The sequence below is a fragment of the Komagataeibacter xylinus genome, assembly GCF_031081985.1.
In the GTDB taxonomy this organism is placed as follows: Bacteria; Pseudomonadota; Alphaproteobacteria; order Acetobacterales; family Acetobacteraceae; genus Komagataeibacter; species Komagataeibacter xylinus_E.
In genome coordinates, this window is sequence record NZ_JARWSK010000004.1 from 41586 (window position 1) to 54260 (window position 12675).

General features: G+C 60.8%; 13 protein-coding genes. 8 read left to right on the forward strand and 5 right to left on the reverse strand.

Annotated features, from left to right (window positions below):
* Positions 1-3 precede the first annotated feature (3 nt).
* The 4 genes from QEG70_RS08420 to QEG70_RS08435 all read right to left on the reverse strand — a co-directional run bounded on the left by QEG70_RS08420 (position 4) and on the right by QEG70_RS08435 (position 3342).
* A complete protein-coding gene (locus QEG70_RS08420; protein WP_308720275.1) occupies positions 4-1023 on the reverse strand; it encodes a Dyp-type peroxidase in 1020 nt (339 codons plus the stop codon).
* A 131-nt stretch (positions 1024-1154) separates the two neighbouring features.
* A complete protein-coding gene (locus tag QEG70_RS08425) occupies positions 1155-1799 on the reverse strand; it encodes a Crp/Fnr family transcriptional regulator (protein WP_308720276.1) in 645 nt (214 codons plus the stop codon).
* 265 nt (positions 1800-2064) lie between these two features.
* The gene (locus QEG70_RS08430) at positions 2065-2721 is read right to left on the reverse strand and encodes a TetR/AcrR family transcriptional regulator (protein WP_308720277.1); all 657 of its coding nucleotides are present in this window, start codon (positions 2719-2721) and stop codon (positions 2065-2067) included.
* Positions 2722-2895: 174 nt separating this feature from the next.
* Positions 2896-3342: a hypothetical protein gene (locus QEG70_RS08435; protein WP_308720278.1), complete on the reverse strand. Its 447-nt coding sequence runs from the start codon at positions 3340-3342 to the stop codon at positions 2896-2898.
* Between the two features lie 250 nt (positions 3343-3592).
* Here QEG70_RS08435 and QEG70_RS08440 point away from each other — a divergent pair, with 250 nt between their 5' ends.
* Positions 3593-4015 (forward strand): replication initiation protein, encoded by a 423-nt coding sequence (locus QEG70_RS08440; protein WP_308720279.1) that lies wholly within the window; start codon positions 3593-3595, stop codon positions 4013-4015.
* Between the two features lie 13 nt (positions 4016-4028).
* On the opposite strand, the gene QEG70_RS08445 is transcribed toward QEG70_RS08440, so the two are convergent.
* On the reverse strand, positions 4029-4856 hold the full coding sequence (locus tag QEG70_RS08445) for a DeoR/GlpR family DNA-binding transcription regulator (protein WP_308720280.1): 828 nt from the start codon (positions 4854-4856) through the stop codon (positions 4029-4031).
* A gap of 234 nt (positions 4857-5090) precedes the next feature.
* On the opposite strand from QEG70_RS08445, the gene QEG70_RS08450 reads away from it, so the two are divergent.
* From QEG70_RS08450 to QEG70_RS08480, 7 genes are all read left to right on the forward strand, one after another.
* Positions 5091-6692 (forward strand): FGGY-family carbohydrate kinase, encoded by a 1602-nt coding sequence (locus QEG70_RS08450; protein ID WP_308720281.1) that lies wholly within the window; start codon positions 5091-5093, stop codon positions 6690-6692.
* Positions 6689-8395 carry a glycerol-3-phosphate dehydrogenase/oxidase gene (locus tag QEG70_RS08455; protein WP_308720282.1) on the forward strand — a complete coding sequence of 569 codons (1707 nt, stop codon included), beginning with the start codon at positions 6689-6691 and terminating at the stop codon, positions 8393-8395. The genes QEG70_RS08450 and QEG70_RS08455 overlap by 4 nt, the downstream gene beginning before the upstream one ends.
* Before the next feature lie 3 nt (positions 8396-8398).
* Positions 8399-9397, forward strand: coding sequence for a beta/alpha barrel domain-containing protein (locus tag QEG70_RS08460; protein WP_308720283.1), 999 nt, complete (start codon positions 8399-8401; stop codon positions 9395-9397).
* A gap of 195 nt (positions 9398-9592) precedes the next feature.
* Positions 9593-10375, forward strand: a complete 783-nt coding sequence (locus QEG70_RS08465) for a triose-phosphate isomerase (protein ID WP_308720568.1) — start codon at positions 9593-9595, stop codon at positions 10373-10375.
* Positions 10353-11168, forward strand: a complete 816-nt coding sequence (locus QEG70_RS08470; RefSeq protein ID WP_308720284.1) for a DeoR/GlpR family DNA-binding transcription regulator — start codon at positions 10353-10355, stop codon at positions 11166-11168. Before QEG70_RS08465 ends, QEG70_RS08470 begins: the two co-directional genes overlap by 23 nt.
* 39 nt (positions 11169-11207) lie before the next feature.
* The gene (gene derI, locus QEG70_RS08475; protein WP_308720285.1) at positions 11208-11690 is read left to right on the forward strand and encodes a D-erythrulose-4-phosphate isomerase; all 483 of its coding nucleotides are present in this window, start codon (positions 11208-11210) and stop codon (positions 11688-11690) included.
* A 52-nt stretch (positions 11691-11742) separates the two neighbouring features.
* Complete coding sequence (locus QEG70_RS08480) at positions 11743-12663, forward strand: substrate-binding domain-containing protein (RefSeq protein ID WP_308720286.1); 921 nt, start codon at positions 11743-11745, stop codon at positions 12661-12663.
* The last annotated feature ends 12 nt before the right edge of the window (positions 12664-12675 follow it).

The following is a 12675-nucleotide window of genomic DNA, read 5'->3' on the forward strand; positions in this document are numbered from 1 at the left end:
CCTTTACTTCAATGATCCGATGCCAAGCGAGCCGGATGCTTCCGCCACGGGCTGCGGCGCCGCCGGCGGGGCGGGTGCAATGGTTGCCTGTGGCGCGGGCAGGTCGGGGGCTGCATCAAGGAAATCAGCAGTGGGGATGAAGAACAGGTTGCCGGTCACCGCCGTGCTCACATCAAGCAGCCGGTCGTAATTGCCCGGCGGCAGGCCCACGAACATGTTGTCGAGCATGCGTTCGATGCGCGTGGGCGAGCGGGCATAGCCGATGAAATAGGTGCCGAATTCGCCCGTGCCCACCGTGCCAAAGGGCATGTTGTCGCGCACGATCTGGAGCTGCTGGCCGTTTTCTTCAATATTGGTCAGCACGTTATGGGCATAGCTGGGCTTGGCGGCCTCGGGCAGCTCGATATCCGACACTTTCCTGCGGCCGATGATGTGCTCCTGCACCTCGGTGGGTATGGCATCCCATTTCTTCAGGTCGTGCAGGTATTTCTGGATGATGACATAGCTGCCGCCCGTAAAGGCGGGGTCTTCATCACCGATCAGCGTGGCATCACGGGCGGGCTGGTCCACCGGGTTTTCGGTGCCATCGACAAAACCGAGCAGGTCGCGGGCATCGAAATACTTGAACCCGTGCACTTCATCCACCACCGTAGCAACACCTTCGAGCCGCGAGACGATGGCGGTTGCAAGTTCAAAGCACAGATCCATCCGTGTGGCGCGGATATGGAACAGAAGATCGCCCGGCGTGGAGGGGGCGTGGTGCACGCCATTGATCTCGGCAAACGGGTGCAGTTCCATCGGGCGCGGTGCGCCGAACAGGCGGTCCCACGCCTCGGACCCGATGCCGGTGATGCAACTGAGCCTGCCATCATCAATGCGGAATCCGACACCGCGCACGAGCGATGACAGGTCTCCCATCAGGTCGCGCACCTGCGGGCCGACCTCAATGTCGGCGCTGAGGGTCAGGACAAGAAAAACCGCGGCCTGGGTCAGCTTTGTGTCAATGGGTTGGGGGGTGGCCAATGCTCTCGAACTCCCTGCGGACAACGCTTGTAGCAGGGCCTAGCATAGGCAGGTGGCGGGGCGTGGCAAGATGGGGCGGCAGGGGGGCAGACAGGCGGATTGAACACGCGGCCACCCCGCCCGGCGGGGTCTTAGAACATATCCATGATTTTAGGCCGGTCCAGCATGATGCGCTGTGAGGAGAGGCGTTTGATCAGTTGCATGTCTTCCAGTTCCTTGAGCATGCGGCTTGTTGTTTCAACGGCAAAACCCAGGTAGTCGGCAATATCCCTGCGGTCCATGGCCAGGGTCAGGATGTTGGAGTGCCGGTCATAGAAATCGGCCTGCTTGCTGCATTCGAGCAGAAAACCCGCCAGCCGCTTGACCACGAGCGGGTAGGTGGCGAGCAGCAGGTGCCGCCGCGCCGCCTGTGTGTAATTGAGCACCTGCCGCAGGAACAGGGTCTGGATGCGCGGATGGACCTCGATCAGGTTGAGCAGCGCGGCGTAGGGGATCTGGAACAGGTAGGTGTCCACCAGCGCAATGGCGGAGGCGGGATAGACCCCGTCTTCAATGGCGCCGAACATGTCATCGGACCACATGAAGGCAAAGATCTGGTTGCGGCCATCATGCAGGTGATGTTCCAGCCGCACGGCGCCGGAACGGATGCGGTAGACATATTTGCCCGCTTCGCCCTGGGCATAGATACGGCGCTTGGCGGGCTTGTGTATTTTCGTGGAGATCGCGTTTAACGCCTCCCGTTCTTTGTCAGTAAGCGTAAAATCTCTGAACATCATGAACATCTATTATGCACGAACGCGTTGTTTTTGTGTGTTCTTCAAGGATCTGCCCCTATTATGGGTGGTGGCGGGGCATGCTTCTGGGGGCGTGTCTTTTCTGGCCACCCGTCAGGGATTGCGTCATTCTAAGACCCATATATACGATACCGTATCGTATCGCAACACGGTATATAGAAACCCCTACGAAAAATGATCTGTAGTACCCTTTGGCACGCACCGGGAAAAATGCCGCTTCCCTGAAAAAAACGGCATCGGGAAAACCTCATTTCTCCTGGACACAGATGCCTGAAAGAAAGATCTGCCATGCCCGTTCAAAGAAGTGCGTGCGCGTCTGCGGGTCATTGAGTTTGTTCAGGCCGAGCATGGTGTTCTGGAGTGGCCAGCCCAAAAACAGGCTGATCAGGATGCGGGTTGTCTCCTCGTGGTCGGTGGAGTGAATGCGCCCGGCATCGGCGGCGGCCTTGATCAGGCGGCTCAGCGTAGCCACGAAGGGTTCTACTATGGTGTGCATCATGTCATCCACGATGGATGCGATGCGGTGCCCGTCCGCAATGACAATGCGGTAGGCTTCAAGCGTTTCTGGCCGCAGCATGAAGTCAAGGAAGAACTGGCATATTTCACGCGTGGCGAGCAGCGGGTCGGTGGAGGAGGCCTCGACCGCGCCTGCGGCCTCGAGCAGCAGCTTGCCCCGTGCTGCCACCACCGCGCGGAACAGATCTTCCTTTGAGGCGTAGCGTCGGTACAGGCTGGCCTTGCTGCACTCCGCCACGCGCGCGATCCGTTCCAGCGACGTGGCGGCGTAACCCTGCTTGATGAACAATGCCGTTGCAACTTCAAGAACATGCCGGTCGAGTCGCGCCGAGCCTTCGGGCGTCGGGCGTCCGCCCGTATGTGGCGGTCTTGATGGTACGTCAGACATTCTTCGTCCCTTAACTCCAGTCGTCAGTCAGTCATACTATGTTACGAAACATAGCATGATATGCGGGCCGGGTGTCATTCAGCCGTGCAATCCTGCCTGTCGCCATGGGGATGCCAGAACGGCGGCGCGTGTTCAAATGGTCATTGCGAATGGGTGGCGCGCCCGTGTTCGGGACTACAGGCCGCCCTTCAGCCGAAATGAAAGCCGCGCGATCTGCCCGGACAGGAAAGCGCCCCGGGTGTGTGCGGCGAGGTTGATGTCCACGCCCCGGCCATTTTCCATGACAAGGCCCGTCGTGCCATGATGGATGGTGGCCGTGCCGCCCACGCTCCAGTAAGTGCCATTGAAGTCGGACAGGCGGCCAAGGTTGCGCACGCAGCCCTGCCCGGACAGCGCCATGCCGCCCACGCTCAGCATGCCGCCGCCCCGGATGGTGAAGGGGTAGGCATGCGTGCCGTCATACAGCGTGCCCTTGCCCCAGACGTAACCGACCCCCGCCGCGACATGGTGCGCCGAGAGTTCGATCCGGGCATCGGTGGGCGCGCATGCGGCCTGCGCCGTGCCATGAAGGGCCAGGGAACTGGCGAGGGCCACAAGGGCTGCATGCCGGAAGTGGTTCATTACATGATCCAGTGACAAGAAGGGTAGGGACCATTCGGCCCTAAACGGAACGGTTCGGTTTCGTTTAATTGAGGGCAAAACGCCCGTCAATGACAAAACAACGCTGTTCTGCCGCTTTCCGTGCCGGATGCACAGGTTCTGAACAGTTGCCTGCAAACAATGCAGCAGTATAATAACGTGAAGTCATAAAAATTTTTGGCGAGGCTTTTTTTAAAATAAAAGCGGCAATGAAAAATTGACATACGCAGATATGAGATTTGAGCTGGTTGATCCCAAAATCATGGAGTTTGGGGAAAGCATATCACAAGACAAGAGGGCGTTGATTGCGCGCATGGTCGCTGCATGGGCGTGCGATGTCAGTGGTGCCAATGACCATATCGATGGTGATGTTCAGTCATATCTTGCGACCGGAAACATCTCAAAACTTGATCGTAACAGGATAGGCCGCATGGTTGAGGGGCTGGACGAGAAATATTTTGACATAACAGACCAGAATGACGGGCTGGACGCCGCGGGCATGGCGCTATGCTGGTTCCGCAAAGCCAGGGCAGTCAATGCGGTTATGTACGCTGTTGGTTGCGAAAGCCTGCAATCGTTTTGCGATGTCCTATACGAGGCTCATGCCGCCACGAACGATTTGAAAACAATAGAAGCGATATGCCGTAATACCTGAATGTGGTTCAGGGTCAGCCATCGGTGTGGCAGACTTCCAGTGATATACCTTCAGTCTTCAGCCTGTCATGCAAGGCGGGCCTGATCTGTGCATCTGTCAGCACATGATCGAAAGCATCCAGGCCGGCCAGTCGGTACAGGCCACCCTTGCGGAATTTGGAACTGTCCACCAGCAGCACCGTCTGGTCACAGATTTCCATGAGGATGCGCTTGATCTTGATGATGTCCGGGTTGTTCTGGAAAGCCGTGCCATCATGGACGACGGATGTGGACAGGAACATGGTATTGGCATGCAGGCCCTGTGCCGCCTGCTCGCATATCAACCCGAAAAAAGCGTTGCGGGGCCTGTTGTAATCACCGCCGAGGCAGATCAGGCGCAGGTCAGGGTAGGGAGCGAGTGCCTGAATCACCCCCATGGCGTTTGTGATGATGGTCAGCGGTGCAAGCGCAGGCAGCAGGGGCAGCATCTCGGCCACGGTGGTTGAATCATCCAGGACAAGGATCTGTTCGGGGCGGATCAGCGATATGGCGCGGGTAATGATCGCCCGCTTGCCCTCTCGCGCATGGGCCGTGCGGTAGCTTACGGTCTTCTGCGTGGCAGTGCGGTTGCGCAGGGCAAGGCCACCATGCAGCTTTTCCACCAGCCCCTGTTGCGCCAGGGCGTTGGCATCACGGTGAATGGTCATGCGGCTGACGTCAAAATGGGCGGCCAGCGCGTCAATGGTGGCGTTACCCGTTTCAAGCAGCAGGTCAAGGATGCGTTGCTGGCGGGCCGTGCTGTCGCCCCGGCGGGCAGATCGGGTGGAAGGCGGAAAATGTGACAGGCCCGTGTTGTCGGTCATGCTGGCAATCGATCTTCATCCGCAGGTCAACAGGAAGGCGCCTAGCGTAAGGGATACCTGTTGCAGTGTCACATTCAATATGGGCGTCGCAATGGCTGTGCTGGCTTTTGCGTGCCATCCGATCCGGTTCCCGGTCTCTGGGATCACATTAATATGCGTTATATATAACACTATATTTGTTATATATAACATCGTAAATCCGTCATCATGCTGCTGGATATCAGGAGGTCGAGGATGCGCCGGAACTTCATCATCGGAATAGACTGCGGCTCAACCACTACCAAGGCGGTCATTTTTTCCCCCACGGGGGCAATCGTGGGCACGGGGCGCAGTCGCGTCGCCCAGCACATGGACCGCCCGCACCATGTCGAACGCGACATGGGCGCGGTGTGGCAGGGTGTTGCCGCAACCATCCGCATGGCGCTCGATGATGCGGGGCTGAACGGTCAGGCCATTGCCGCGGTGGGTGTCACGGCGCATGGCGACGGGCTGTTCCTGCTCGACCGCACGGGCAACCCGCTCGGGCGCGGGATCATGTCGCTCGACAGCCGTGCGACCGAGCTGCACGACCATTGGCGGCAACGCGGGGTACTGGACCAGCTTGTGCCGCTGGCGGGGCAACGGCCTTATGCCTATTCCGCCAATACCCTGCTGGCATGGATCCGCGAGCATGAACCCGAACGCTATCACGCCATCGGCTCCATCCTGTTTGCCAAGGACTGGATCCGGCTGTGCCTGACGGGAGAAGTCGCAACAGACATAACCGAGGCCAGCACCGCCTTTACCGACCTGCATACGCAGCAGTACAGCGCCGCCATACTGGATATGCTGGGGCTGGAAGCCATGCGCGGCTGCCTGCCACCCATGCTGGATTCCTGCGCACGGGCCGGAACGGTCACGGCTAGCGCCGCCGCGGCAACGGGCCTGCTTGCGGGCACGCCGGTCTCAGCCGGGTTGCATGATGTAACGGCCGCCGCCGTGGGCATGGGCCACACGCAGCCGGGCGACATGTCGCTTACGGCGGGCACGTTTTCCATCAACGAGGTCTTTCGTGACAGGCCCGTCACGGGGGAGGGCTGGGCCTGCCGTGCCGGTTACCGGCGGGGATTGTGGAACTGCATGGCCATCTCGCCCGCATCGTCGAGCAATCTGGAATGGATGGCCCGCCTGCTCCTGCCCGGCAACGCAGATGCCACGACGATATTGATGCATGAGGTGGAAGACCGCCTGAATGCCGCCCGGCATGCGCGCACGGTGCCGCTCTTCCATCCGTTCCTGTTCGGCTCCCCTTATGCCGCACCCGCCAGCGCGTCATTTTTCGGCGTGCAGTCATGGCATGACCGGACCGATCTTTTTCAGGCGATGGTGGAAGGCATGGTGTTCAACCACCGCATGCATGTCAGTGCACTGTGCCAGACGGGTAGCGTGACCCGCGTGGGCATATCGGGTGGCGGCAGCGGCCAGCCCGCCATCGCGCAACTCTTTGCCGATGTGCTGGACATGCCGGTCGATGTTCCCTCCGTGCGCGAAGCGGGTGCGCTGGGCGCGGCCCTGACCGGAGCGGTGGCGGTTGGCATGCAGCCGGATCTGGAACGCGCCGTGGCGGGGCTGGATGTCGCGCACCAGACCTACAGCCCGCAACCGGCGCAGGTGGCGGCGTATGACCGTATCTATCACCGTTACGTGGAACTGGCGCAGGCCATGCACCCGTTCTGGCGCGCGCTGTATGATACGTCGCCCCCGGCACACGCACAGCCAGCGCCTGTATCCGGCGCCCATCCCGCCATGCATCCGCGTGCCCATCATGCGACAGCGATGGGAGGGATTCCGTCATGAATGCCGTTCTGCCTGCCGTGGAGGATTATGATGTCATCATCATCGGCGCCGGAATCAATGGCGCGGGGCTGATGCGTGAACTGGCCGTGCAGGGGGTGCGTGTGCTGCTGGTGGAGCGGGGGGATATCTGTAGCGGCACCTCCAGCGCGCCCTCGCGCCTGATTCATGGCGGGATCAAATACCTTGAAACGGGTGAGTTCCGCCTCGTCGCGCAGTCCACGCTGGAACGGAACCTGCTGCTGCGCAATGCGCCGCATGTGGTCCATCCCCTGCCCACCACCGTGCCCGTCCGCTCATGGTTCGGTGGCATCGTGCCGTCCGTGCGGCGCTTTTTGCGCCTGGGCGGCAAAATGACGGACCGGGGGGCGCTGGTGCTGGAACTGGGCCTGCAGATCTATGACTTCCTTGGCCGCCATGCCCGCGTCATGCCCCGGCACCGCCTGTTTTCGCCCCGGCGGACCCGGGCACGCTGGCCCCATATGAGCAGCACCGTCATGGCCTGCGCACAGTATTACGATGCCGCCATCAGCCAGCCCGAACGGCTGGGCTATGAATGCGTGCAGGATGCATTGCACGCGCACGAAGGCTGTCGTGTCGCGACCTATACCCATGCTGAAGCGTTTCACGATGGTGTTGTGATGCTGCATGACCGGCCACGCGGGCAGTCATGGCGCGCGCGTGCGCCCGTTGTGGTCAATGCAGGCGGTGCGTGGATCGATCAGGTCAATGCGGCCCTTGGCGTGCCCACCCGGTATATCGGCGGCACCAAGGGGTCGCACCTGCTGCTGCGCCATGACGGGCTTTTGCGCGAACTGGATGGGAACATGGTGTATTTCGGCACGCCGGACGGGCGCATCTGCCTGGCCTACCCGTTTCTGGACCATGTGCTGGTGGGGTCAACCGATATCCCTGTCTCCAACCCCGACGAAGCCATCTGCACCGATGCGGAACAGGACTACATGCTGGGTATGCTGGGCGCGCTGTTCCCCGGTTTCAGGTTTGACGCATCCGATGTGATCTACCGCTACAGCGGCGTGCGGCCCCTGCCTGCAAGTAATGCGTCCGACCCCGGCGCGATCAGCCGTGACCATATCGTGCATGAGGACCGGTTGGGAACGGTTGCGCTGTTTTCGCTGGTGGGTGGAAAATGGACAACGTTTCGCGGCCTGGCGGAGGAAGTGGCGGACACCATCCTGCCGCGCCTTGGCCGGGTAAGGCAGGTTTCCACCCGGTCGCTGCCAATCGGGGGCGGGCGCGGTTATCCGCGCCCTGCGGATATTGAAGCCCATATCGACCGTTTTGCCGCAACCAGTGCCATTCCGCGTGAGCGGGCACGGGTGCTGTTTGCCCGTTACGGCACGCAGGCGACGGCAATCGCGCGGTTCTGCGCCCTTGCGCCCGATGCGCCGCTGCGTAGCCTGCCGTCCTATACAGGCCGGGAAATCATGTTCATCGCCCGCCATGAACAGGTGCGTCATGTTGCGGATATTCTCTATCGTCGCACCACCATTGCCCTGTCCGGCGCGTTAACGCCCGACGTCACGCATGAAGTGGCAGGCATTGCGGGTGAAACCCTTGGGTGGGATGCCGCCACGATCCGGCATCAGGCCGGTGAGGCCTGGCACGAAGCCGAAACGCGCCACCATCTCGCTGCCCGCAGGACCGCCGCAGCCCCCATGCAGCCCGAACCGATCGGAGCCTGAACAATGAACCGCTATGAAACCAAGATTGCGCGCATGGCCGCAGGCATCGACACGCGCGCCGACTTTATTCTGGCCGATGCCAAGGATGCCGATATGGCGGCAGGCATCAGCGCCATGGGGCGGAACCGCAGCATGGGCGGCCTGTCGCCATATCGCTGCCGGGAGGATTACCTCGATGACATCCGCGCCATGCTGGAGCTTGATGTTGTTGATATCATGCTGGTCTCGGCCTCCACGCTGGAGACGCTGGTGCACGAAGGCGCGTTTAACGACAGCCGCGTGCAGCCTGCTATCCGCGCCAATGATACCACCGATTTGTGGCGCGGGCGGGGTAGCCCCTACACCACCCAGCGTTCCGTGCCGTTTCGCAGCGCGTCGCTGGCCGGTGCGCAGACCCGGCTTGGCCTGTATTCCATGACCTTCAATGGCAATGCGGAACATGATGCCCATGCGCTAGAATGCTTCCGCAGCTTTCGCGAGGAGGCGCAGGCGCAGGGTTTTTCCTATTTCCTTGAAGTCTTCAACCCCAATGAAGGGCGGATTGCGCAACCCGACTGGGGTTTTTTCCTGAATGACATGATCATCCGCGCCCTTGCGGGCCTGCTGCAGACGGAGCGGCCCGCGTTTTTGAAAATCCCCTTCAATGGTGCTGCGGCCCTGACCGAACTCTGCGCCTTTGATCCCCGCATGGTGGTGGGGATCATGGGCGGCGGCAGCGGCACGACGCGTGACTGCCTTGAACTGCTGCATCAGGCGCAGGCCTGTGGCGCGCGCGCTGCCCTGTTCGGGCGCAAGATTGTCGATGCCGATGACCCGCTGCTGCTGGTGCAGGCCATGCGGCATGTGACGGATGGCGATCTGCTGCCAGAGGAAGCAACCTGTTTCTATCATGATGCCTTGGCGCGCGAGGGGCGGCGTGCCGAACGCGCGCTTGGCGCTGACCGCTGCATAACCGAAAACATGCTGCTGGCGGCTCCGGCAGGCATGGGCACCGTGCGCTGACAGAGCGGCAGTCGCCTATACTTTGTGTTTGTGAATTTTATTTTGGAACGGCAGGGTATTATTTCCTGTATTTCTGAAGATCATGAGAACGTGAACATTCTCATGTCAGGCGCGGCGCAACGATAACGCCACTAATGATATATATATCATACAAGCTGTTATGTATGGCCATCCTGCCAGATAGGGAGACGCGTGATGCATTCCAGGCCGTTATGGATTGGTACAAGCTGGAAAATGAACAAGGGGCCAGCCGCCGCCATCGAGGCCGCGCGCGCGCTGGCTGCTTTTCATCCGCCCGGCGGGGTGCAACCTTTTGTCATCCCGCCCTTTACATCGCTCAGGGATGTCTGCGCCATACTGGACGGCACGCCCGTCATGGTGGGAGCGCAGAACACCCACTGGGAAGATGAAGGCGCATGGACGGGGGAAATATCGCCCGTCATGCTGGCCGAATGTGGCGCCACACTGGTTGAAATCGGCCATTCCGAACGCCGCGCCCATTTTGGTGAAACGGACTGGACCGTCAACCTGAAGGTCCATGCGGTATTGCGCCACGGCATGCGCCCGCTGGTGTGTATTGGCGATACGGCGCAGGAACACGCCTTTGGCGTGACGCATGATGTGCTGGCCCGCCAGTTGCGCATTGCGCTGCATGGTGTGCCGCCTGCCCGCCTGGCACAGGTGCTGGTGGCGTATGAACCGGTCTGGGCCATCGGGGCGGGGGGGCAGGCGGCGGATGCCACGTTTGTTGCCAGTGCCCATGCACGCCTGCGCGCTGTGCTGGTCGAAATGGCGGGGGAGGCAGTCGGCTTTGAGATACCCCTGCTGTATGGCGGCAGCGTTACACAAAACAATGCATGCAGTTATGCACGGCTTGCCAATGTAGATGGCGTCTTTATTGGCCGGGCGGCGTGGAACGTTGCTGATTTCAGGCAGATTATCGGGAGTGTGGCCCATGAACATGTTGCATCTGGCTGAAACCGGCACCGTCGCCACCCGCAGGCGCGCCATGGTCGATTATGTCATGGGCCGGGGCAATGTGGAGATTGATGAACTGGTCACGCGCTTTGAAACCAGCCGCATGACCATTCATCGTGACTTGCAGGCGCTCTCGGCACAGGGGTTGCTGCGCCGGGTGCATGGGGGCGTCACCACCCTGCCCAATGGCATTGCCGAGAGCAGCATGCTGTATCGCAGGCGTCGCGCCATGCGTGAAAAGAAAGCCATGGCGGCGCTGGCGGCGAGCATGATCGTGCCTGGTGATGTCATCGCACTCGATGATTCAACCACCGCATGCTGCATGGTCGATCATCTGGGCACGATGGGCGGGCTGACGGTGGTCACCAACAGCCTTGGCATTGCCTCCACCCTGGCTTCCATGCCCGCGATCAGCCTCATGGCGCTGGGGGGGCGGTACCATCCTACCTTTGACGCATTTTTCGGGCTGATGTGCGAACAGGCGATCGGCGCATTGCGGGTGGGCACCCTGTTCATGTCCGTATCCGCCGTGCATGGCGTGAACGCCTATCATCAGGAACAGGATATCGTAAAGGCCAAGCACGCGCTCATGCGCAGCGCGGACCGGCGCGTGCTGATGGCCGACAGCACGAAGTTTGGCAGCAACGCGCTGAACCGCCTGGCGGACCTGTCCGAATTCGATGTGGTCATAACCGATGACGGCCTCGATCCCGTAATGCGTGATCGGCTGCTTGATCATGGCGTTACACTGCGCGTGGCGCGGCTATGCGCCAGTGATGCAGTCAAGGCCTGAATAAAAACACACTCCATTACCAGAAATGGGAGAAAAACGATGCGTATAGCCATTGGTGGCGATAGCGCCGGTAACGGCATGGCGGGCATGCTTGCGCAGTATCTGAAGGACCGTGGTGAGCACGACGTGCTGGACATGTCCGCCCCCCCCGGCGGTGGCAGCGAACTCTATGCCAGCCTGAGCGAGCGGGTGGGGCAGGCCATCATGTCCGGGGAATTTGACCGGGGCATCCTGTGCTGTGGCACCGGGATCGGGGTGTGCATTTCAGCCAACAAGATACCCGGTATCCGCGCAGCACTGACGCACGATACCTATTCCGCCGAGCGGGCGGCCCTGTCCAATAATGCCCACATCATTACCATGGGCGCGCGCGTCATCGGTCCGGAGGTGGCCAAGAGCATCGTCAATGCGTGGCTCGCCTGCTCCTTCGACCCGCATGGTCCCTCGGCAGGCAATGTGGCGGGTATTGATGCGCTGGGTGCAAAATATACCCATCCAGAGTCTGTCGTTACCACCTGCTGAACGCTGGCTGCATGTGCAGCCGGATGAGCGGTAAAGCGAAAGAACAATAACAATGAAAACAGCTTTTCTTCTTGCTACGGCACTGATGCTTGCGCCCATGGCGGCGCGGGCTGCAGATGATCATGCGCCGCTGCGTTTCGTGCTGATCCCCAAGACGGTCCACCCGTGGTTTGACAAGGTGAATACCGGCGCGCAGGCAGCGGCCGACCTGTTGGGGAAGACGACGGGGCGCAAGGTGGAAATTGAATACCGCGCGCCTGAAACGGCCGATGTTTCCTCACAGAACGACATCATCGAACGCGCGATCGCAACCCATCCTGACGGGCTGATCCTCGACCTGCTTGATGAAAAGGGCAACCACGCCACCATGCTCGAGGCCGTGGATGAAAAGGTGCCCATGACGGTGTTTGACTCCCTCCCGCCCGAAGGGATGGACGTCACCGCAGTCGGGGCCGATTTCTGTGAACAGGGCACGATCGCGGCCCAGCGCCTGGCCGGACTGATCGGGGAAAAGGGCGAGGTCGCGATCATGATCGGCGTGCCGACCGCCCCCAACCATACCCGCCGCGCGGAATGCGAACGCGCGACGTTTGCCAAATATCCGCAGATCAGGGTGATTGCGACCGGTATTGATAACGACAGTATCGAAACCGCGCAGAAACAGGCTTCCGCCATCATGCAGGCCCATCCCGATCTTGCCGGATGGGTGGCGTGCGATGCGGCAGGCCCCGTGGGCATCGGTCAGGCCATTCGCGAAAGCGGGCGCACGGGCAAGGTAAAGGAAGTGGGGCTCGACAACCTCAACGACATGATCGCGCTCATCCGTGACGGAGTGGCGGATTCATCGGCTTCCAGCCGGCCCGAAATGCAGGGCTACTGGGCGGTCATCGCCGCATGGCAGCGCGCGCTGGGCCAGAAGACGCCCAAATACATAGATACCGGCATCGATGTCCTGACCAAGAAGAACATCTGATCTTTCCCGGAT

What these genes read in the sequence shown, in the direction of transcription:
- QEG70_RS08425 (WP_308720276.1), bottom strand. Translation starts at nt 1,799, where the DNA reads ATGATGTTCAGAGATTTTACGCTTACTGACAAAGAACGGGAGGCGTTA.
- QEG70_RS08430 (WP_308720277.1), bottom strand. Translation starts at nt 2,721, where the DNA reads ATGTCTGACGTACCATCAAGACCGCCACATACGGGCGGACGCCCGACG.
- QEG70_RS08435 (WP_308720278.1), bottom strand. Translation starts at nt 3,342, where the DNA reads ATGAACCACTTCCGGCATGCAGCCCTTGTGGCCCTCGCCAGTTCCCTG.
- QEG70_RS08440 (WP_308720279.1), top strand. Translation starts at nt 3,593, where the DNA reads ATGAGATTTGAGCTGGTTGATCCCAAAATCATGGAGTTTGGGGAAAGC.
- QEG70_RS08445 (WP_308720280.1), bottom strand. Translation starts at nt 4,856, where the DNA reads ATGACCGACAACACGGGCCTGTCACATTTTCCGCCTTCCACCCGATCT.
- QEG70_RS08450 (WP_308720281.1), top strand. Translation starts at nt 5,091, where the DNA reads ATGCGCCGGAACTTCATCATCGGAATAGACTGCGGCTCAACCACTACC.
- QEG70_RS08455 (WP_308720282.1), top strand. Translation starts at nt 6,689, where the DNA reads ATGAATGCCGTTCTGCCTGCCGTGGAGGATTATGATGTCATCATCATC.
- QEG70_RS08460 (WP_308720283.1), top strand. Translation starts at nt 8,399, where the DNA reads ATGAACCGCTATGAAACCAAGATTGCGCGCATGGCCGCAGGCATCGAC.
- QEG70_RS08465 (WP_308720568.1), top strand. Translation starts at nt 9,593, where the DNA reads ATGCATTCCAGGCCGTTATGGATTGGTACAAGCTGGAAAATGAACAAG.
- QEG70_RS08470 (WP_308720284.1), top strand. Translation starts at nt 10,353, where the DNA reads ATGAACATGTTGCATCTGGCTGAAACCGGCACCGTCGCCACCCGCAGG.
- derI (WP_308720285.1), top strand. Translation starts at nt 11,208, where the DNA reads ATGCGTATAGCCATTGGTGGCGATAGCGCCGGTAACGGCATGGCGGGC.
- QEG70_RS08480 (WP_308720286.1), top strand. Translation starts at nt 11,743, where the DNA reads ATGAAAACAGCTTTTCTTCTTGCTACGGCACTGATGCTTGCGCCCATG.